We start from the raw sequence: 19,009 nt of genomic DNA on the forward strand, positions 1-19,009 counted from the left end.
CGTTAGTGCTTGCCGTCGCCGTCGAGGTCGGGGGCGCGATCGAAGACCTCCGGGTCGAGCTGCAGGGCGGCGGCGTCGGCGCGTCCGGCCGCGGCCTCCTTCTTGGCCTTGCGGCGCTCGTTGAGGTAGTGCCACAGCGTCACGAGGGCCGTGCCGCCGACGGCGGCGAGGAGGATCAGGTCGATGTACTCCTTGACGAACCAGGCGACCGGCGGGATGAAGCCGATGAGGTAGCCGAACATCGTGAGGCCGAAGCCCCACAGCACGGCGCCGATGAGGTTGTAGAGGGTGTACTTCCGCCAGGGCATGTGGCCCACGCCCGCGGCCACGGGGGCGAAGGTGCGGACGATCGGCACGAACCGGGCGAGGATCACCGTGATGCCGCCGAAGCGCTCGAAGAACGCGTTCGTGCGCTCGACGTTCTTGCGACTGAACAGTCCGGACTCCTTGCGTTCGAACACGGCGGGGCCGCCCTTGTGCCCGATGACGTAACCCACTTCTCCGCCGACGAACGCGGCCAGGCCGATGAGGAGGGCCACGATCCAGACATTGATGCCGAACACGCCGTGCTCGGCGGCGCCGATCGGGTGCGACAGCAGCCCGGAGATCACCAGGAGGGTGTCACCGGGGAGCAGGAAGCCGACGAGGAGGCCCGTCTCGGCGAAGACGATGAAGCAGACGACGAGAAGCGCCCAGGGGCCGGCGGCGCCGATGATCGTCTCGGGGTCGAGCCAGGGGATGAGCGCGGCGTGATGCAAGAGAGTGGTCCCGTCGGTCGTGGGGGTCGGCGGTGCGGTGCAGCCTCGTCGGACGAGGGCGTCCGGGAGCCGTGCAAGCGACGGTCGACGTCGCTCGTGCGGAAGGTGGGACTTGAACCCACACGCCCGGAGGCACAGGAACCTAAATCCTGCGTGTCTGCCAGTTTCACCACTCCCGCGAAGCCCGTTCAGTCTACTGATCCGTGCCCTGTGCGTCTTGGGGGAGCTCCGGAAACATGCGGAGGGCTTTCCCTACCTCTGCGCTCGTGCCCTGTGGATAACTCCTGCACGCGCCACCGTGTCCTTGACAGGATGCTCCCGTGCTCCTCTCCACCTCGTCCGCCGTCGTCGCCGAACGGGTCCGCGCCCGGCTGCGGGCGGAGCGGACGGATCCCGCCCTGCACCCCGAGCAGGCCCGCCGGGTCGCCCAGTCCGAGATCCGCCGACACAACGACCGAGCGCTGGTGCAAGGCACCGAGCTGATCGAGGATGAGGCCGCCTGCGTCCGGGATGTGCTGGCCGGCGTCAGCGGATACGGCCCGCTCCAGCCGCTGCTGGACGCCGAGGACGTGGAGGAGATCTGGCTGAACGGGCCCTCCGCCGTGTTCGTCGCGCGCCAGGGCCGTTCGGAGCGCGTGCCCGTCCGGCTGACCGATGCCGAACTGCGGGACGTGGTGGAGCGGATGCTGCACAGCACCGGCCGGCGGGTGGATGTCGGCCAGCCCTTCGTGGACGCCTCCCTGCCGGACGGCTCCCGTCTGCACGTGGCGATCGCGGACGTGGTCCGCGGCGGCTGGGCGGTCAACATCCGCAAGTTCCTCCCGCGCTACCGGGGTCTGAACGCGCTCGTGGATGGCGGGATGCTGTCGGCCGAGGACGCGGCGCTGCTGTCGCGCGCGGTGCGCGGCGGCGGCACCGTGATCGTGTCCGGACCGACGCACGCGGGGAAGACGACGCTGCTCGGCGCGCTGATCGCCGAGTGCGAGCACCAGCGGGTCGTCACCGTGGAGGAGACGTTCGAGCTCGGGGTGGACCTGCCCGACGTGGTCGCCCTGCAGGGTCGCCAGGCCGGGCTGGAGGGGACGGGCGAGGTGACGCTGCGGCGTCTGGTCAAGGAGGCGTTGCGGATGCGACCGGACCGGATCGTCATCGGCGAGGTGCGCGGCGAGGAGGCGCTCGACCTCCTGCTCGCGCTCAACACCGGGATTCCGGGCGCGGGAACCGTCCATGCGAACTCGGCGACGGACGCGGTGGAGAAGCTCGCCCTGCTGCCGCTGCTGGCGGGGCGGAACATCGACCGCGCCTTCGTCGCCCCCGCTCTCGTCTCCGCGGTCGACCTCGTCGTGCACTGTGCCCGCGACGGGTCCGGCCGGCGCACGGTCGCCGAGATCGTGGAGCCCGTGGGGGTGGACCCGGACGGACGGATCCGCACCCGTGTCGTCGGGGCGGCGGTGGCGACATGACGATCCTGCTCGGGGTGATCCTCGCGGCCGGGCTGCTCCTCGCGGTCTCTCCGTGGCTGTGGCCGCTGCGCGAGCCATCCGCCCCGGTGGCCAGGGCCGGTCGGATCGACCGGCTCTCGCACGAGGCCGGATTCGCGGCATCCGGGCGCATGGTGATCACCGCTTCAGCCGGTGGGGGAGCGCTCGTCGCATCGATCGCGTGGCTGGTGACGACCTCCGCCGCCTTCGCCGTCGTCGCCGGAGCGGCCGGGGCGGCCGCGCCGTTCGCGTACCTGCGGGGCCGCCGACACCGACTGCTCCGCTCGCGGCGAGCGCTGTGGCCGGATGTCTGCGATCTGCTGGTGTCGGGCATACGCGTCGGTCTCCCGCTTCCGGACGCGCTCGCCGGGCTGGCCGAATCCGTACCGGCTCCGCTGCGACCGGCCTTCGCCGCGTTCGCCCGCGACCTGCACGCCACGGGCCGCTTCGACGTGGCGACGGCGCGCCTGAAGGACGCGCTGGCGGACCCCGTGGCGGATCGCATCCTCGAAACGGTGCGCATGGCCCGTGAGGTCGGCGGCACGGAGCTCGGGACGGTGCTGCGCAGCCTGTCCGGCTCGGTGCGGGCCGAAGCGGCGCTGCGAGCGGAGGTGGAAGCGCGCCAGTCCTGGATCCGGGGCGCCGCCGTGCTCGGTGCGATCGCACCCTGGGTGATCCTCTGCCTTCTGCTGCTTCGGCCGGAGGGCGCGCAGGCGTACGCCACGGCGGAAGGCATCGCCGTGATCCTCGTCGGCGCCGGTGTCTCCGCCTTGGCGTTCCGGATCATGCTCCGCATCGGACGCCTTCCGGAACAGCGGCGGTGGTTCCGGTGAGCATCGTCACGGACGCCGCAACGGCGGTGCTTCTCGGGGGCCTTCTCGCCGTCGGCACCCTGATCCTGCTCGCGGCCTTCCCCCGGTGGCGGACCGCGTCCCTCATCCTCCGCGTGGCTCCGCATGTCCGTGACGTCGTGGACCTCCCCGAGGGGCGGACCGAGCGTCGCTGGCGGATGCCGGTCGCCGGACGCGGGCTCGCGATCCTGCGTACCGCGATCGCCGGCATCGGACCAGGCGATGCCGCCGTCGCAGTCCGCCTCGCGCAGGCGGGAAGCCGCCGTGACGTCGCCTCGTTTCGGAGCAGGCAGCTGGCGGCTGTGGTCCTGGGGCTCCTCGCCGGCGCCCTCGCGACACTCCTGTTGGTGCTTCTCGGCCGGATGAGCGTGCCGGCGCTCCTGCTTCCCGCCGTCTCGGCGGGCATCGCCGGGCTGGGGGCGGATGCACTGCTGACCGTGCGCGCCCGCGCCCGCGTCGATCGCATCGCCGAGGAACTGCCCACGGTCCTGGAGTTCTTCGCCCTCTGCCTGTCCGCCGGCGAGGGGCTGCGCGAGAGTCTCCGTCGCGTGGCTTCCGTCGGCAGCGGCGAGCTGAGCGCCGAGCTCCGCGGCGTGATGCTCGCGGTGGGCACGGGATCCACGCTGGCCGACGCTCTCACGGAGTGCGCGCAGCGGCTGCAGATCCCCGCGTTCTCCCGCGCCGTGGACCAGGTGGTCGCGGCGCTCGAACGCGGCGCTCCGCTCGCGTCCGTGCTTCAGGCCCAGGCGGCGGACGCCCGCGAGGAGACCAAGCGAGACCTGATCGAGCGCGCCGGGCGGAAAGAGATCCTCATGCTCCTGCCGCTCGTCTTCCTCATCCTGCCCCTCAGCATCGTCTTCGCCGTGTTCCCGGGACTGGTGATCCTCCGCATGGGGATCGGATGACGCCGCAACCCCGCTCTCGCACGAATCCGATGACGTTTCCGCCGACAAAGAAGGAGAACCCATGAACACCCTGCGCCTCCTGCGTGACCGCCTCGCCATCCCGACAGAGGCCGCGTCGGGACTGTCCCACGACAACGACCCGGAGCGCGGAGACGTTCCCGGATGGGTCCTCATCACGTTGATGACGGCCGGGCTCGTGGTGCTGATCTGGGCCGTCGCGGGCCCCGCGCTCACCAGCCTCTTCGAGCAGGCCATCGGCAAGGTGGGCGGGATCTGACGTGCGGTGCGGCCGTCGCGAGCGCGCCCGGACGGATCGGATGTCCGGCGTCGAGATCGCCTCGGCGAGACGGGAGGACGGCGAGCGCGGATCCGGCCCGGTCGAGTTCGTGCTCGTCGGCACCCTGCTGACCGCGGTCACGCTCGCCGTGCTTCAACTGGGCATCGCCGTGTACGTGCGCAACGTCGTCCACGACGCCGCCGTCGATGGCGCACACGTCGCCGCGCTCGCCGACACGGATGATGCCGACGGGATCCGGACCGCGCGCGAGGCCATCTCGCGGACGGTCGGCGCGGGCTATGCCGAGGACATCTCGATCGCCGCGACCACGGAGCTGGGTGTTCCCACGGTGGAGGTGACGGTGCGGTCGCCGTTGCCGGTCCTGGGCCTCGTCAGCATCCCGTTCGCACTGGAGGTGACCGGACGTGCTCCCCAGGAGTCCTTCGGCCCGGAATGAGCGGAGACGACGGGAACCGTGGGACCTGATCCTCGGGGACCGGGGTTCTGCGGCGTTGGAGTTCATCGCGGTCGGCACGATCCTGCTCGTCCCCGTGGCCTACCTGGTCGTGGCTCTGGGCGTCGTCCAGGACCAGCTCCTCGGCGTGCAGTCGGCTGCCCGGCACACGGCGCGGCTCGTCAGCACCGCCGCCGGAGCGGAGGAGGCGCAGGAGCGCGCGGACAGGGTGATGGCCACAGCGGTCGTCGAGTACGGGATGGACCCGGAGGCGGTGCAGGTGTTCGTGACGTGCATCCCGGCGGGAGCGTCGTGTCCGTCCGCCGGGGCGACGGTCATCGTCACCGTCGGCACGCGCGTGGCGCTTCCGCTGATCCCGCCGTTCCTGGGCGGGGATCTCCCCACCGGCATCCCGATCGAGGCCTCCGCGGCCTACAAGGTCTCCCGGACCTGGGGCAGCGGATGATCGGGGGCACGGCGGTCGGAGGAGAGCGCGGAAGCACTCTGCCCCTGCTGCTCGGGTACGTCGTGCTGGCCCTCGCCCTGCTGGTCGTGTGCGTCTGCGCGACCGATCTCCACCTCGCCCAGAAGCGTCTCGACGCTGTGGCGGATGCGGCGGCGCTCGCCGGGGCGGACGGCTTCACGGTGGCGTCGGTCGACGGGGTCGCGGTTCTCCGGCTCAGCGATGCCGCGGTCCGCGAGCAGGCGGCGGCGGTCCTCGCCGCCGAGGAGGGCGGACGAGCGGAGCTGGTGTCGGCAGGCACGCCGGATGGCACCTCGGCGCGGGTGACGGTGCGGGCGGTCTGGACGCCGCCGTTGCTCGCCGACGCCGTGCCGCCTCTCGTGGAGCTGCGCTCCACGGCGACCAGCCGCACCGTCCTGCGATGACGGACCCGGTCGCGGCGGCCGGCTACTCGGTGGGAGGGCGAGGGACGAACCGCGGGATCCAGCGCAGGAATCCGAGCGCGCCCACGAGCCCGATCGCGCCGATGACGCCGGTCGCCAGCGACAGGGAGGTCGCCGCGGCGACGCCGGAGAAGAGGAGTGGGGCGATCGCGCCGCCGGCGTCGGTCAGCGTGCGCCACGAGCCAAGGAACGCCGCCGGCTCGGTGCGGGGAGCCACGTCCGCGCCCAGGGTGAGCAGGATGCCGCTGGACAGGCCGTTGCCGACGCCGAGCACTGCCGCGACCATCCCGAACCACAGGACGGCGGCGTCTCCGTCGTGGGTGAAGGAGAGGACGAGGAAGCCGGCTCCCATCAGCAGCATCGCGGGAAGGGCGGCCCAGAGGCGCCCGAACCGGTCCATGACCTGTCCGCTGGCGTAGAAGAGCGCGAAGTCGATGGCCCCGGAGACGCCGACCACCAGGGCGATCGTCTGCGCGTCCAGCCCGATCGAGACGCCCCACAGCGGCAGCACCACCTGGCGGGCGGAGCGCACCGCGGACAGGGACGCCGCCGCCAGCCCGAGACGCCCGAGCACACCGCGGTTGCGCCACATCGTGGCGAAGACCCCGACGCGCTCGAAAGTGGGGATCGATCCGCTGACCGCCTCGCCCGAGTCCTCGGCCGGCGCCGGGGCACGCAGCTGGCGTTCCGCGGCGTCCTTCGCCAGCGCCTGCTCCTCCGGATCCGGCCCGAGCAGGACCAGCAGCACGAGTCCGACGAGGCACACGGCGAAGAACCAGAGCGTGGAGATCTCCGTCCCGAACACGCTCAGCAGGACCGCCGCGAGGAACGGGCCGAGGAACATGCCCAGGCGGAAGGAGCCTCCGAGCAGCGACAGCGCCCGAGCCCGGAACTCCAGCGGCACGCGCGTGGTCATGAACGCATGACGGGCCAGCCCGAAGGCCGCCGCGGACATCCCGACCACGAAGACGGCGGCGGTGAACAGGATCAGGCTGGGTGCCAGGGCGCTGGCCACGGCGCCGACCAGCGACAGTCCGCCGGCGATCACCATGGTGTAGCGCTCGCCGATGCGGGCCACGAGCCATCCCGCGGGGAGGTTCCCGCAGAGTTGCCCGACCACGAGGGCGGAGGCGACGAGGGCGGCGGTCGCGAGATCGGCGCCGCGTCCGGCCGCGATGACCGGGATGAGCGGCAGCACCGCGCCCTCGCCGATCGCGAAGAGCAGCGTCGGCAGGTACACCATGGGCCCGTACTGCCGCAGGACGGCGCTCGCGCGGGTTGCCATGGTCCCCACGCTACGCCGTCGGCGCGCGGTCGCCGGGCAGGCGGCGCGGCGAGGCCGCGGTGCCCGGGGATGCCGCGCGCGGCGGAAGGCCCGCCGGCGCGATAGTCTGAAGTGCCATGCTCGAACTCGATCTCTCCGCCGACATCGCGGCCCTCCGACAGACCTTCGGCGACATCCGCGAGGTCGTGAACACCGACGGTCTGCGCACCGACATCGCCCGCCTCAGCGAGGAGGCCGGCGCGCCCGACCTCTGGGACGACCCCGAGAAGGCGCAGAAGGTCACCAGCGCCCTCAGCCACAAGCAGGCCGAGCTCAAGCGGGTGACCGAGGTGGAGCAGCGCCTCGACGACCTGGAGGTGCTCGTCGACCTCGCCAACGAGATGGACGACGAGGACTCCGCCGCCGAGGCGCGCAGCGAGCTCGCCGCGCTCACCGAGACGATCAACCAGCTCGAGGTGCAGACCCTGCTGGACGGCGAGTACGACGAGCGCGCCGCCATCATCACCATCCGCTCGGGCGCCGGCGGCGACGACGCCACGGACTTCGCCGAGATGCTCCTGCGCATGTACCTGCGCTGGGCGGAGCAGCACAAGTACCCCGTCAAGGTGATGGACACCTCCTATGCGGAGGGCGCCGGCATCAAGTCGGCCACGTTCGAGGTCGACGCCCCCTACGCGTTCGGCACCCTGTCCGTCGAGGCCGGCACGCACCGTCTCGCACGCATCAGCCCGTTCGGGTCCGCCGACAAGCGGCAGACCTCGTTCGCCGCGGTCGAGGTCATCCCGCTCATGGAGGAGGCGACCGAGGTCGACATCCCCGAGGGCGACATCCGCGTCGACGTCTTCCGCTCGTCGGGCCCCGGCGGCCAGTCCGTGAACACCACGGACTCCGCGGTGCGCATCACGCACCTCCCGACCGGCATCGTCGTCTCGATGCAGAACGAGAAGTCGCAGATCCAGAACCGCGCGGCCGCCATGCGCGTGCTGCAGACGCGGCTCCTGCTCCTCCAGAAGGAGGAGGAGGCGGCCAAGAAGAAGGAGCTGGCGGGCAACATCACCGCGAGCTGGGGCGATCAGATGCGCTCGTACTTCCTCTACGGACAGCAGCTCGTCAAGGACCTGCGCACCGGATACGAGTCCGGCAACCCCGCGACCGTCTTCGACGGCGACCTGGACGGCTTCATCTCGGCGGGGATCCGCTGGCGCAAGCGCAAGGACGACGACGACTGATCCTTTCGTCGTCCGACACGGCGCGATTCTGTGAGTCCGCTGAACGGAATCTCGCCGGGCGGTCGTAGGGTGGTCTCTCGATGGCTTGGACACGGAGAATAGCGGCGTCGTCCGCGATAGCGACCCTGATCGTCCCCTTCGCCGCAGTGGCCGCACACGCGGCGCTCCCCGGGGAGGCTCCGCCGCCCGTCCACACGGTGTCGCTCGCCGTGCCCGCGCAGACGTACATCGTGGCCTCGGCCGCTCAGGATCGTCCGCAGCCGGCCCGCGAGGGGTACACGGTCGAGGTTCCCCCGCCGCCGGCGCCGGAGCCGGTCGCCGCCCCGGAGCCCGGACTCGCCTCAGTGCCTGACGGTGTCGACGAGGAGCCGTCCGCCGACGAGCAGCCCCCCGAGGAGTACGTCGCGTCGCCGGTCCCGCAGGGGTACTCCGGAGCGAACATCGTCGCTCTTGCAGAGACCTTCGTCGGCGTCGTGCCCTACGGGTACGGCAACGACCCGTCCGACTCCTTCTCGTGCGACGGGCTCGTCCAGTACGTGTTCGGGAAGTACGGGATCAGCCTGCCGCGCGGCGCCGACAGCCAGGCGGCGCTCGGTACCGTCATCTCGCCGGCTGAGGCGCAGGCGGGGGACCTGCTGTGGTGGCCCGGCCAGCACATCGGCATCTACGACGGTGCCGGCGGCATGATCGACTCGCCGGACTTCGGCCGCTACGTCGAGCACCGCGGGATCTGGGGATCCCCGGTCTACGTGCGCCTCTGACCGTCCGTTCAGAGCGCGGGGTCGAGATCGATCGAGGAGGGCTCCCGTTCCGCCTCGTTCTGCGCGATCTCCTCGGCGAAGTGGCACGCGACCTCCCGCGGTGTCACCGGCCCGTCGGGCGTCCGCAGTACGGGGAGCCGATCCCGGCACTCCTCTCGTGCGAAGGAGCACCGCGGGTGGAAACGGCACCCGTCGGGCGGGTCCAGCGGTGACGGCGGTTCCCCCGTGAGCAGATGCCGGCGACCGAGCTTGCCGCGTTCAGCCCGCGTACGCGGCGGGACCGCGGAGAGCAGCGCCCGCGTGTAGGGATGCGCGGGGCGGGTGTAGACGTCCTCGGTCGCGCCCGTCTCGGCGATCCTGCCCAGGTACATCACCGCGACGCGATCAGCGAGATGCTGAACGACGGAGAGATCGTGGGCGATGAAGACCATGGCGACGCCCAAACGGTCGCGGATGCCCGACAGCAGGTTGATCACCTGCGCCTGCACGGAGACGTCCAGCGCGGACACCGGCTCGTCGCACACCAGGACGTCCGGATCGAGCACAAGCGACCGCGCGATGCCGATCCGCTGCCGCTGCCCGCCGGAGAACTGGTGCGGGTACCGACCCATCATCGACGGCGAGAGCCCGACCACATCGAGCAGCTCTGCGACGCGTTCGCGCCGGGAGGCGGGGGAGCCGCGTCGCACGGCGGCCATCGGCTCGGCGATGATCTCTCCGACGGTCATCCGTGGGTTCAGTGAGGTGTACGGGTCCTGGAAGATCATCTGGACGCCCCGTCGCAGGTGCTTCCGGTCGCGATGGCGACCCCCTGTGACGTCGATGCCCCGGTAGGCCAACGAGCCGCCATCGGGTGTCTCCAGACCCACCAGCATCCGCGCGAGGGTGGACTTGCCGCATCCGGATTCCCCGACGACGCCGAGCACCTCGCCGGAGCGGAGGGTGAGATCGACCCCGGCGACCGCGGAGACCTTCGTCGGACGCAGCCGGGAACCGGCGTTGAACGTCCTGGTCAGGGCGTGGGCCTCGAGCACGACCTCGCCGGAATCCTTAGGCGACATCATGGAGGAGATCCTCGGTGCGGAAGCAGGCTGAGACCTGAGATGCGCGAGCCATCGCCAGCGGAGGGCGCTCGCTGCGACAGCGCTCGATGACCATGTGGCAGCGGGGCGCGAACGCGCAGCCCGAGGTGTGCGTCGCCGGGTTCGGCGGGGAGCCGGGGATGGCGAACAGCGCCTCGCCGCGGGTGGCGCCCTGCGGGATCGAGCGCAGAAGCGCCTCCGTGTAGGGGTGCGCGGGGCGGGTGAGGACCGAATCCGCCTCTCCGGCTTCCACGATGCGACCGGCGTACATGACGCAGACGCGGTCGGCGACCTCCATGACGACGCCCAGGTCGTGCGTGATCAGCAGCACGCCCATGCCCAATTCCCTCCGCAACCGTTCGAGCAGATCCAGGATCTGCGCTTGGACGGTCACGTCCAGCGCTGTGGTCGGCTCGTCCGCGATCAGCAGGCGCGGCTCAAGGGCGATGGCCATCGCGATCAGGATCCGCTGGCGCATTCCGCCCGAGAACTGGTGTGGGTAGTCGTCGATCCGACGGGATGCGGAAGGGATGCCGACGAGCGTCAACAGCTCGGCAGCGCGGCCACGGGCGGCCGCCCGAGGCAGGGCGCGATGCGCCCGGATGAGCTCGCCGATCTGGTCGCCGATGGTGAGCACAGGGTTCAACGCGGACAGGGCGTCCTGGAGCACGAGGCTCATCGACTCCCCTCGCAGTCGGCGGCGTTGCTCAGGGGCGCACGTGAGGAGGTCCGTGGAGCCCAGCACGAGTCGCTCGGCGGTGACGACCGCATCCTCCTGCAGCCCCATGAGGGCCCGTGCCGTCACGGACTTGCCGGATCCGGACTCGCCGAGCAGCGCCACCACCTCGCCGCGCCGCACGCGGAGATCCACCCCGTGCACGATCGGCGTCGCGTCCGCGCCCTTGCCGATCACGACCCGAAGACCGGCGGTGTCCAGGACGACGTCGTCCTTCGCCGACGAGGTCGGCCCGGCGACTGCGTCTTTGCTCATGCGTGCCACTCTGCCTCAACCCATCATTCGATGCAACGATCATGCCGAATTTTCTCAAATTGCTTGACATGTGCGCCGAATTAGCTGAGATTCGAGATGGCCACGTCGACGATGCGGGACGGACCCCACGGGCGGGCGGCAAGGAGCGTGACGTGATCGAACCAGCAGAGCGGTACACCGGCTACACCGCGTATGACTACCTGGAGCCCGGTACGGACTTCCGCCGGTTCCGCTACGCGAAGCAGATCGGGCGGGTGCCCGCCTATCAGGGCCTGCAGCTGAGCGAGGGGCAGACCGAGCGGACCGAGCGCCTACTCCGCGAGGAGACGGTGATCTCCCTTCATGAGCACGTGCAGGTGTTCCCCGAGGACATGGGAGAGCTCCGCGATCACATCCGCCAGGGCCGAGAGCCCACTGCATACGAAGGGCTGTCGCGATCCGGCCTGACCGCCGTCTTCGACAACGGCATGGACGGCACCTGCTGCATCTCGTCAGACGCGGGGTGGAAGTATCAGGATGTCCTCTTCGACCTCGGCGTCCGGATGGCGGACATGGCCCACCAGGACTTCGTCATCAAGGCGGAGTCGATCACCGACATCCGGCACGCGGCCGAGACCGGTCGCATCGCACATGTCTTCGCGCTTGAAGCAGCCACCATGATCGAGAACGAGATCGACCGGCTGGACGTGCTGTACGGCTTCGGGGTGCGTCAGATGGGCATCGCGTACTCGGAGGCCAACACCCTCGGCAGCGGCTTGAAGGAGCGCGGCGACGGCGGCCTGACCTACTTCGGCGAGCGCGCCGTCGAACGGATGAACAAGCTCGGCATCGCGATCGACATCTCGCACTCCGGCGACCGTACCTGCCTCGACGTCATCAAGCACTCCAAGGTCCCGGTCTTCATCACGCACGCTGGCGCCCGGGGACTGTGGCCGACGAACAGGATGAAGACCGACGAGACCATCATCGAGTGCGCCCGGCGCGGCGGGGTCATCGGCATCGAGGCGGCGCCGCACACCACACTGTCGCCCACCCACCCCCGGCACTCCCTGGACTCGGTCATGGATCACTTCCAGTACTGCGTGGACCTGGTCGGCATCGACCACGTCAGCTTCGGACCGGACACGCTGTTCGGCGACCACGTCGGACTGCACGACGCGTTCGCTTCGAACCTGTCCATCGGGCAGGCACACGGACACGTCGACTACGAGAAGCAGCCGTACGTCGACGGGGTGGAGAACCCCGCCGAGGCCTTCTACAACATCATCGGCTGGCTGGTGAAGAACGATTACTCCGACGATGAGATCCGCAGGGTCGTCGGGGGCAACACGATGCGGGTCCTCGAGGAGGTTTGGGTCTGATGAGAAGAAGCGCAGTGGCGGCCGCCCTGGTCGCGGCCGCCTTGGCGCTGTCGGCTTGTGCGCCGTCGGCGCCGGCCGAGCCGAGCGGCACGGGCACGGGAACGGGGCCGACGGACAAGACGCTGTCGATCGGCACCACGAGCGACGTGGTCAACTTCAATCCGGTGCTCGGCAACAGCCGCACCGACTCGTGGGTCACCAATCTGATGTACCCGCATCTGCTCTCGATCGCCGACGACGGCTCCAAGGAGCCGTTCCTCGCGGAGAAGTGGGGGTACGTCGACGACACGACCGGGTTCTACGAGATCAGACCCGGCCTGACCTGGAGCGACGGGACGCCCCTCACGGCGGAGGACGTCGCCTGGACGCTCAACGCCGTGAAGAGGGATCAGGCGCCCGGGACGTTCTACGGTCAGCTCGGCAACCTGGACGTCGCGACCGCCGTGTCCGACACCAGGGTCGAGATGACGCTGCTCAAGCCCGACGCCTCGATCGTGGAAGAGATCGGGTTCTGGGGTGTGGTCGTCCCTCGGCACGTGTTCGAAGCGCACGGGTCGATCGCCACGTTCGCCAACGACGGCAAGGACGGGGGCTGGGTGGGCCTCGGTCCTTTCATCATGACGGACTACCAGGTGGGTCAGCATTACACGCTCGCGCGCGTCGACGACTACCCGTTCGTCGAGGGCGGCGTTCCCGGGCCCGCCAAGGTCGTGTATCGGGTGTACCCCGACGTCAACACGGAGATCCTCGCGCTGCAGAGCGGTGAGATCGACGTCATCGCCAACGCGCTTCCGCCGGCTCAGGTCGACAAGCTGTCGTCCGCGCCGGGACTGCAGGTCATCGAGGCGCCAGGCCTTGGCTACGCCCACATGGTCTACAACATGGACAACGCCGACCTGAAGAAGACCGAGGTGCGCCAGGCGCTCGCACACGCCGTGGACTACGACGCCATCCGCAGCGTGGTGCTGCAGGGCCAGGCCGTGTCGACCGAGTCGAGTGCCCTCATGCCGGTGCTCAAGGACTACGTCGACACGAGCATCGAGGAATACGCCTACGACCCGGAGAAGGCGCGCACGCTGATGGAGAAGGCGGGGTACACCGCCGACGCATCGGGGAAGTTCCCGGTGAAGTTCACCCTCATCTACTCGCTGCAGGACGCCGTCACCAGCCAATGGGCGCAGATGGTGAAGGACGGCGCAGCCAAGGCCGGCATCACCGTCGAGCTGAAGGGCGCCGAGAGGAACACCTATCTGTCCATGACCAACGAGGGCGCCTACGACATCTACGCGGGCAACTTCGCGATCATGGACGACCCTGCGACGAACTTCTCGCTGTCGTACCTCCCCGGGGGTGCGATCAACTACACCCATGTCGACGACCCGCAGTTGAACGCGCTCATCGAGCAGGCCATGGTGACCTTCGACAAGAAGGAGCGGATCGACGTCATGCAGCAGGCGAACAGGATCGTGCACGAGGAGGTCTACGACAACGTCATGTACACGCAGAACCTGTTCTTCGCCGCGAGCGACAAGTGGACGGGCTTCGTCTCGAAACCCAGCGAGCTGCTGTCGATCGTCAACCCGGTCTCGATCGCGTCGGCCACGCCGGCCGGCTGACCGGAACCCACAGGAAGGTCGCCCGGGTGTCCCGTTTCTCCTTCATCCTCGGCAGGCTCGCACGCGGAGCGCTCACGATCTGGTTCGCCGTGACCGTCACTTTCCTGCTGCTGCGCATCCTGCCGGGCGATCCGGCGACGGCTCTTGCGAGCCCGAACATGACGCCGGAGATCCGGGCGACCATCCTCGAACAGTACGGGCTCGACCAGCCCCTCATCGTGCAGTACCTGCTGTACATGTGGCAGCTTCTGCAAGGCAACCTCGGCATCTCGTTCACGCAGTCCATCCCGGTGACCGAGGTGCTGATGCAGCGGCTGCCATGGACGCTGCTGCTCACACTGACCGCTCTGGCGATGACGATCATCATCGGCATACCGCTGGGCGTCGCCGCCGCAGCGCGCAAAGGCACGTTCGTGGACCGGGCGCTGCAGGTCATCGGCGTCACCGGACAGTCTTTGTTCGTGCCCAGCGTCGCGGTGTTTCTGCTGTTCGTGTTCGGGCTGATGCTGGGTTGGTTCCCGATCGGCGGTGCCTACGACAACGACGCCTACGGCGGGGACTGGTACCTCAGCGTCGCCAGGCACCTTGTCCTGCCCGCCGCATCGCTGATGCTCGTGCAGGTCGGCTCCTACATCCTGACGATGCGTTCGACCCTGATCGACGCGCTCGGCGAGGACTACGTCACGCTCGCTCACGCGAACGGGCTGCCGTACCGCCGGATCCTGTGGAAGCACTCGCTGCGCAACGCGCTGCTGCCTACGACGACCCTGATCGGCCTGCAACTGGGGTTCCTCGTGGGCGGCGCCGTGCTCACCGAGACCGTGTTCGCGTATCCCGGCATCGGTCGAGGCATCTACGACGCCGTCACCCAGCTCGACTTCCCGGTGCTACAGGGCGCGTTCCTCATGCTCGCGCTGACCGTCGTCGTCGCGAACACCGCCACCGACATCGTTTATGGATACCTCGACCCCCGGGTGAAGACCTCATGACCGAAGCACTGGTGAACTCGATCGCGACGGCCGAACCGGTCGCCACCGAGACCTCTCGCGCCTCCGCGCAGACCTGGCGGGCTTTCCGCCGAGACCCGCTGGGGATGATCTCGCTGGCCTGTCTGCTGCTGCTCGTGGTCATCTCGGTGGCGGCGCCCCTGATCGCCCCCTATCCGGCCAGTTACGGGACGGACGTGCTCAAGCCGCCGAGTTCCGACCACTGGTTCGGGACGGACAGCCTGGGGCGCGACGTGTTCGACGAGGTCATCTGGGGTACGCAGCAGAGCGTGCTCGTCGCCGTCGCCGCATCGGTGATCGCTATCGCCTTCGGAACGCTCGTCGCCGTGCTGGGCGCCTACTTCCGCCGGTTCGACGGCTTCATCAGCGTGATCGTCGACATGACCCTGTCGCTGCCGGTGCTCCCGCTGATGATCCTCATCGCGGCGCTGGCCGGGCCCAGCACGTCCACCATCATCTTTGTCGTCGCTGCATTCTCCTGGCCCGAGGTCACCCGTCTGGTGCGCTCACAGGCCCTCACCGTCGTGAACCTGCCCTACGTCGACGCCTCCCGTCTGATGACGACCTCCCCGTGGTGGATCATCAGCCGGCACGTGCTTCCCGCGGTGACCCCGGTGGTCGTGGTGTCCGTGGTCGTCACCGCGTCCCGAGCCGTCCTCTCCGCGGCGGGGCTCGCGTTCCTCGGTCTCGGTGACCCGACCACCTGGTCCTGGGGGCGGATCCTCTTCGAGGCGCAGCAGGCGGGTGCGATGTCCAGCGCCTGGTGGCTCACCCTCTTCCCGTCGATCGCGATTCTCGTGCTGGTGCTCTCGGCGACGCTGCTCTCGATCGCCTACAACGACGCGCGCAACCCCCGCAGCCGCAAGCGATGACGACCAGGAACGGAGCCACACGATGACCGCGTTCTCGCAGCGCCTGCCCGAGGACTTCTTCAACCGCCCGCAGGAGCGGGTTCGGGAGCGCATGGCCGCGGCCGGGTTCGACGCGATCCTCACCGACCACCCCGAGGACGTCGCGTACCTGACCGGCTTCTTCCACCACGCCTCCGAGCGACCGGTCGCGGTGTGGATCGATGGAGACGGCCGCACCGTGATGCTGCTGCCCGAACTGGAGCGTGAGTACGCGACCGCGCAGTCCGCCCGTGCGGAGCTGGTCGCCTTCCCGGAGTTCCCCGGCGTGGTTGCGCCGTTCTCTTTCCTCGCCGCCGCGGTGGGCCGTCGTCGCCGCCGGATCGGCGTCACGACAATGATGACCACGGAACGGCTGCTGGCCGCGCAGAAGGTCTTCACGGAAACCTCCTGGGTGCCGACCGACCTCGTCGCTCGCGCGCGGTACGTGAAGTTCCCCGAAGAGATCGCCCTGCACCGTGAGGCAGCGAGGATCACGGACCGCATGCTCGAGTCGGCGGTCGCGCTGATCCGCGACGCGGTCGGCCGCGGCCGACCGCCCTCCGAGGCCGAGCTCGCCGCGCACGTCGCCGCGGTCGGAACCGAGATGATGTACGACGAGCACCGAGACGTCGTGGTCTCCTCGTTCCAGGCCGGCGGTCTCGTGTACACCGGTGACAATTCGTCTTACCCGCACGGCCTGCCCTCCGAGCGACGTCTAGCGCCTGGCGACACCTTCATGCTGTCCCTGGGGTGCGCGGTCGGCGGACGCTTCGTCGAGGGCGAGCGCACGTTCGTGCTCGGCGAGCCGACGCCGAGGCAGCGAGCGTTCCATGACGCGGTCCGACGTGCGCAGGAGACCGGATCCCGGGCGATCCGCGCGGGCGTGGAGTGCCGCGAGTCGAACCGGATCTGCCTGGACGTGATCAGAGCCGCGGGGTTCGGCGAGCACATCAGACATCGTCAGGGGCACGGCATCGGACTCGGGATGCACGAGCCGCCGTGGCTGGAGGATGGCGATGCGACCGTGCTGGAGGCGGGCATGGTCGTCTCCAACGAGCCGGGCATCTACATCCGTGGGCATGCCGGCTACCGGATCAGCGACAGCATGCTCGTCACGGACCACGGCGCCGAGGCGCTCACCTCGTATCCGCGAGGGCTGGACGACTGCACGATCGCGCTCTGACGGGCACGATCCGCAGTCATCAGGAACAGGAAGAGAGGAACGTAGACGATGAGCGGCAACGAGGTTTCGCCGGAGTTCGCGGCGGCGACGACGGACGCGCAGTGGGTGGAGGTCAATGGAAACCGCCTGGCGGTGGAGGTGCTGGGGCCGGAGGACGCCCCGGTGATCATCGCGCACCACGGCGCGCCGGGGCTCGGCTCCCGAGCAGAGCCGCGCGCCAGCTTCGGCAGGCTCGCGGACGAATACCGGGTCGTGGTCTTCGACGCCCGCGGCAGTGGACAGAGCGAGGGCAAGGGCGCGTTCAGTCACGAGCAGTGGGCGGCGGATATCGACGGGCTGCGGGAATGGGTCGGCGCCGACGAGATCGCGATCGCAGGCGGGTCGTACGGCGGCTTCCTGGCGATGGAGTACGCCGTGCGCTACCCGGACCGCGTCGCCGCGGTCGTGCTGCGGGACACGTCACCGGACAACCGCAACGCCGATGCGGCACGGAGGAACGCGCTGGCCACTGACCGGGTCACGATCGACATGGAGAAGTTCGACCGCATCGACGAGGGGCGGGTTCGCGACGACGCCGATCTGAAGGACTGCTGGCGCGAGATCCTGCCGCTGTACGACTTCGTGTACGACCCGGAAGCGGTCGAACGCAAGGTCGAAGCGACCCCCTACCGTTACGAGGCGCACAATTACGCCTTCTCGGTGAACATGCCGCACTACGACATCAAGGCGCAGCTGCCTTCGATCGCCGCTCCGACACTGATCACGGTGGGCAGGACGGACTGGATCACGCCGGTATCGTGTAGCGAGACAATCGCCGAGCTGGTTCCGGACTCCGAACTCGTCGTCTTTGAGCGTTCGGGCCACTCTCCGCAGATCGAAGAGGCCGACGCGTGGACACGGACCGTTCGGGAGTTCCTGCACAGGGTGTACCCGTCGTCGCGGGCGCGATGACCCCTTCGGTCACCGGCCGCGTCGTGGACGAGCTCGATCGCCGGATCATCATCGGCCTGCAGCAGGACGGCCGCGCGAGCTGGACGGCGCTGGCGGAATTCGCCGACGCGCCGGTGTCGACCGTCGCTCGGAGGGGGCAACAACTGCTGAACGACGGCATCGTCCGGGTGGATGTGCTGCCGACCCTCGGGTACGACGGATACGTCGAGACCTACCTGATCCGGATCAACTGCACACCGGGCCGGCAGGTGGAAGTCGCGGAGAAGCTCGTGGAGTCGCCGCATGTGCGCTTCGTGGCGCTGGTCACGGGGAAGTTCGACATCTTCGCGGAAGTGATCATCTCGGGGGAGTCTGCCAACTACACGCGGGTCCTGACGGGGTTGCAGTCCATTCCCGGTGTGGAGCGCTGGCGCAGCGACTTGCTGCTGCACACCCACAAAGTGAGTTTCGACTGGGGCAGGCAACTGCTTCCGGCGGCGGAGCGCCAGAAGCAGGTGCGGGTACGGATGCCGGCCCCCAACACCTGCGACCCCGGCCACTTCGACGACACGGACCGTCGCATCATCGCGGTACTCGCGGAAGACGGGAGAGCCTCCTTCTCATCGATCGCCGCCGAGCTGAATGTGAACGAGTCCAGCGTGCGCCGGCGCTACGAGCGCATGCGCGCGAACGGATGCCTGACGCCGGGGACGGTCGTGTCCGCCGCCGCTCTCGGGATGAGCGCCGAGACTCTCCTGCTGCTGCGCATCGAGCCTTCCCGGCTGACCGCAGTGGCCGAGGAGCTCGCCGAGCACGACGCCGTTCGATTCCTCGCGGCTCCGCTCGACGAGAGCGCGCTGTACTGCGAGCTGATCCTTCCCGGCACCGAGGCGCTCCACCAGTATCTGACGCATACGATCGGCACGCTCGAGGGCGTGAAGGGGTGGTCGGCTCATCAGGAGCTCGTCTTCCTCAAGCGCGGTTTCGTCGAGACGTCCTGGTGGCGCGATCAGGTCGGCCAGCGCGGCCTCGACTGATCGGG

Annotated in this window: 20 protein-coding genes and 1 tRNA gene; 16 read left to right on the forward strand and 5 right to left on the reverse strand. The window is 69.4% G+C overall.

The genetic code is table 11. The annotated features are described in order from the left end of the window. Positions 1-2: 2 nt before the first annotated feature. Both V6R91_RS14935 and V6R91_RS14940 read right to left on the reverse strand, forming a co-directional pair. Complete coding sequence (locus V6R91_RS14935) at positions 3-758, reverse strand: DedA family protein (protein WP_067243513.1); 756 nt, start codon at positions 756-758, stop codon at positions 3-5. 97 nt (positions 759-855) lie between these two features. Further along, positions 856-937 (reverse strand) — tRNA-Leu (locus V6R91_RS14940). A 141-nt stretch (positions 938-1,078) separates the two neighbouring features. On the opposite strand from V6R91_RS14940, the gene V6R91_RS14945 reads away from it, so the two are divergent. The 7 genes from V6R91_RS14945 (at position 1,079) to V6R91_RS14975 (ending at position 5,614) form a co-directional block, all read left to right on the forward strand. Then, complete coding sequence (locus tag V6R91_RS14945; protein ID WP_336395901.1) at positions 1,079-2,221, forward strand: CpaF family protein; 1,143 nt, start codon at positions 1,079-1,081, stop codon at positions 2,219-2,221. Then, positions 2,218-3,072 (forward strand): type II secretion system F family protein, encoded by an 855-nt coding sequence (locus V6R91_RS14950; RefSeq protein WP_336395902.1) that lies wholly within the window; start codon positions 2,218-2,220, stop codon positions 3,070-3,072. The genes V6R91_RS14945 and V6R91_RS14950 overlap by 4 nt, the downstream gene beginning before the upstream one ends. Next, complete coding sequence (locus V6R91_RS14955; protein ID WP_336395903.1) at positions 3,069-3,995, forward strand: type II secretion system F family protein; 927 nt, start codon at positions 3,069-3,071, stop codon at positions 3,993-3,995. Before V6R91_RS14950 ends, V6R91_RS14955 begins: the two co-directional genes overlap by 4 nt. A 61-nt stretch (positions 3,996-4,056) precedes the next feature. Continuing rightward, entirely contained in the window at positions 4,057-4,272 is a 216-nt protein-coding gene (locus V6R91_RS14960) for a hypothetical protein (protein WP_336395904.1), read from the forward strand. A gap of 40 nt (positions 4,273-4,312) precedes the next feature. Further along, complete coding sequence (locus V6R91_RS14965) at positions 4,313-4,729, forward strand: TadE family protein (protein WP_231820471.1); 417 nt, start codon at positions 4,313-4,315, stop codon at positions 4,727-4,729. Positions 4,730-4,784: 55 nt separating this feature from the next. Further along, the gene (locus V6R91_RS14970; RefSeq protein WP_336395905.1) at positions 4,785-5,192 is read left to right on the forward strand and encodes a TadE family protein; all 408 of its coding nucleotides are present in this window, start codon (positions 4,785-4,787) and stop codon (positions 5,190-5,192) included. After that, entirely contained in the window at positions 5,189-5,614 is a 426-nt protein-coding gene (locus V6R91_RS14975) for a pilus assembly protein TadG-related protein (RefSeq protein ID WP_336395906.1), read from the forward strand. Before V6R91_RS14970 ends, V6R91_RS14975 begins: the two co-directional genes overlap by 4 nt. Before the next feature lie 22 nt (positions 5,615-5,636). Here V6R91_RS14975 and V6R91_RS14980 read toward each other — a convergent pair whose 3' ends face one another. Then, entirely contained in the window at positions 5,637-6,917 is a 1,281-nt protein-coding gene (locus V6R91_RS14980) for an MFS transporter (protein ID WP_336395907.1), read from the reverse strand. A 116-nt stretch (positions 6,918-7,033) separates the two neighbouring features. Between V6R91_RS14980 and prfB the strand changes: the two genes are divergently transcribed. Continuing rightward, complete coding sequence (gene prfB, locus V6R91_RS14985) at positions 7,034-8,146, forward strand: peptide chain release factor 2 (RefSeq protein WP_067243506.1); 1,113 nt, start codon at positions 7,034-7,036, stop codon at positions 8,144-8,146. Positions 8,147-8,226: 80 nt separating this feature from the next. After that, positions 8,227-8,907 carry a C40 family peptidase gene (locus V6R91_RS14990; protein ID WP_336395908.1) on the forward strand — a complete coding sequence of 227 codons (681 nt, stop codon included), beginning with the start codon at positions 8,227-8,229 and terminating at the stop codon, positions 8,905-8,907. Between the two features lie 8 nt (positions 8,908-8,915). On the opposite strand, the gene V6R91_RS14995 is transcribed toward V6R91_RS14990, so the two are convergent. Both V6R91_RS14995 and V6R91_RS15000 read right to left on the reverse strand, forming a co-directional pair. After that, on the reverse strand, positions 8,916-9,971 hold the full coding sequence (locus V6R91_RS14995; RefSeq protein WP_336395909.1) for an ABC transporter ATP-binding protein: 1,056 nt from the start codon (positions 9,969-9,971) through the stop codon (positions 8,916-8,918). After that, on the reverse strand, positions 9,958-10,980 hold the full coding sequence (locus V6R91_RS15000; RefSeq protein WP_336395910.1) for an ABC transporter ATP-binding protein: 1,023 nt from the start codon (positions 10,978-10,980) through the stop codon (positions 9,958-9,960). Before V6R91_RS15000 ends, V6R91_RS14995 begins: the two co-directional genes overlap by 14 nt. A 152-nt stretch (positions 10,981-11,132) precedes the next feature. Here V6R91_RS15000 and V6R91_RS15005 point away from each other — a divergent pair, with 152 nt between their 5' ends. Genes V6R91_RS15005 through V6R91_RS15035 form a run of 7 tightly spaced genes read left to right on the forward strand, consistent with a single transcriptional unit; the run spans position 11,133 to position 19,004 of the window. Further along, positions 11,133-12,341, forward strand: coding sequence for a dipeptidase (locus V6R91_RS15005; RefSeq protein WP_336395911.1), 1,209 nt, complete (start codon positions 11,133-11,135; stop codon positions 12,339-12,341). Continuing rightward, positions 12,341-13,957 (forward strand): ABC transporter substrate-binding protein, encoded by a 1,617-nt coding sequence (locus V6R91_RS15010; protein WP_336395912.1) that lies wholly within the window; start codon positions 12,341-12,343, stop codon positions 13,955-13,957. The genes V6R91_RS15005 and V6R91_RS15010 overlap by 1 nt, the downstream gene beginning before the upstream one ends. A 26-nt stretch (positions 13,958-13,983) precedes the next feature. Then, the gene (locus tag V6R91_RS15015; protein ID WP_336395913.1) at positions 13,984-14,946 is read left to right on the forward strand and encodes an ABC transporter permease; all 963 of its coding nucleotides are present in this window, start codon (positions 13,984-13,986) and stop codon (positions 14,944-14,946) included. Next, complete coding sequence (locus tag V6R91_RS15020) at positions 14,943-15,836, forward strand: ABC transporter permease (RefSeq protein WP_336395914.1); 894 nt, start codon at positions 14,943-14,945, stop codon at positions 15,834-15,836. The genes V6R91_RS15015 and V6R91_RS15020 overlap by 4 nt, the downstream gene beginning before the upstream one ends. Before the next feature lie 22 nt (positions 15,837-15,858). Then, positions 15,859-17,037 carry a M24 family metallopeptidase gene (locus V6R91_RS15025; RefSeq protein ID WP_336395915.1) on the forward strand — a complete coding sequence of 393 codons (1,179 nt, stop codon included), beginning with the start codon at positions 15,859-15,861 and terminating at the stop codon, positions 17,035-17,037. A 48-nt stretch (positions 17,038-17,085) separates the two neighbouring features. After that, positions 17,086-17,988, forward strand: a complete 903-nt coding sequence (locus V6R91_RS15030) for an alpha/beta fold hydrolase (RefSeq protein ID WP_336395916.1) — start codon at positions 17,086-17,088, stop codon at positions 17,986-17,988. Further along, positions 17,985-19,004: an Lrp/AsnC family transcriptional regulator gene (locus tag V6R91_RS15035; RefSeq protein WP_336395917.1), complete on the forward strand. Its 1,020-nt coding sequence runs from the start codon at positions 17,985-17,987 to the stop codon at positions 19,002-19,004. Before V6R91_RS15030 ends, V6R91_RS15035 begins: the two co-directional genes overlap by 4 nt. The last annotated feature ends 5 nt before the right edge of the window (positions 19,005-19,009 follow it).

It is taken from the genome of Microbacterium sp. CCNWLW41 (assembly GCF_037083505.1).

Excerpts from the sequence above, each read along its gene's own strand:
- V6R91_RS14980 (WP_336395907.1), bottom strand. The coding sequence starts at position 6,917 with ATGGCAACCCGCGCGAGCGCCGTCCTGCGGCAGTACGGGCCCATGGTG.
- V6R91_RS14975 (WP_336395906.1), top strand. The coding sequence starts at position 5,189 with ATGATCGGGGGCACGGCGGTCGGAGGAGAGCGCGGAAGCACTCTGCCC.
- V6R91_RS15020 (WP_336395914.1), top strand. The coding sequence starts at position 14,943 with ATGACCGAAGCACTGGTGAACTCGATCGCGACGGCCGAACCGGTCGCC.
- V6R91_RS14990 (WP_336395908.1), top strand. The coding sequence starts at position 8,227 with ATGGCTTGGACACGGAGAATAGCGGCGTCGTCCGCGATAGCGACCCTG.
- V6R91_RS15025 (WP_336395915.1), top strand. The coding sequence starts at position 15,859 with ATGACCGCGTTCTCGCAGCGCCTGCCCGAGGACTTCTTCAACCGCCCG.
- prfB (WP_067243506.1), top strand. The coding sequence starts at position 7,034 with ATGCTCGAACTCGATCTCTCCGCCGACATCGCGGCCCTCCGACAGACC.
- V6R91_RS15035 (WP_336395917.1), top strand. The coding sequence starts at position 17,985 with ATGACCCCTTCGGTCACCGGCCGCGTCGTGGACGAGCTCGATCGCCGG.
- V6R91_RS14950 (WP_336395902.1), top strand. The coding sequence starts at position 2,218 with ATGACGATCCTGCTCGGGGTGATCCTCGCGGCCGGGCTGCTCCTCGCG.
- V6R91_RS14995 (WP_336395909.1), bottom strand. The coding sequence starts at position 9,971 with ATGATGTCGCCTAAGGATTCCGGCGAGGTCGTGCTCGAGGCCCACGCC.
- V6R91_RS15010 (WP_336395912.1), top strand. The coding sequence starts at position 12,341 with ATGAGAAGAAGCGCAGTGGCGGCCGCCCTGGTCGCGGCCGCCTTGGCG.
- V6R91_RS14960 (WP_336395904.1), top strand. The coding sequence starts at position 4,057 with ATGAACACCCTGCGCCTCCTGCGTGACCGCCTCGCCATCCCGACAGAG.
- V6R91_RS15000 (WP_336395910.1), bottom strand. The coding sequence starts at position 10,980 with ATGAGCAAAGACGCAGTCGCCGGGCCGACCTCGTCGGCGAAGGACGAC.
- V6R91_RS15030 (WP_336395916.1), top strand. The coding sequence starts at position 17,086 with ATGAGCGGCAACGAGGTTTCGCCGGAGTTCGCGGCGGCGACGACGGAC.
- V6R91_RS14965 (WP_231820471.1), top strand. The coding sequence starts at position 4,313 with ATGTCCGGCGTCGAGATCGCCTCGGCGAGACGGGAGGACGGCGAGCGC.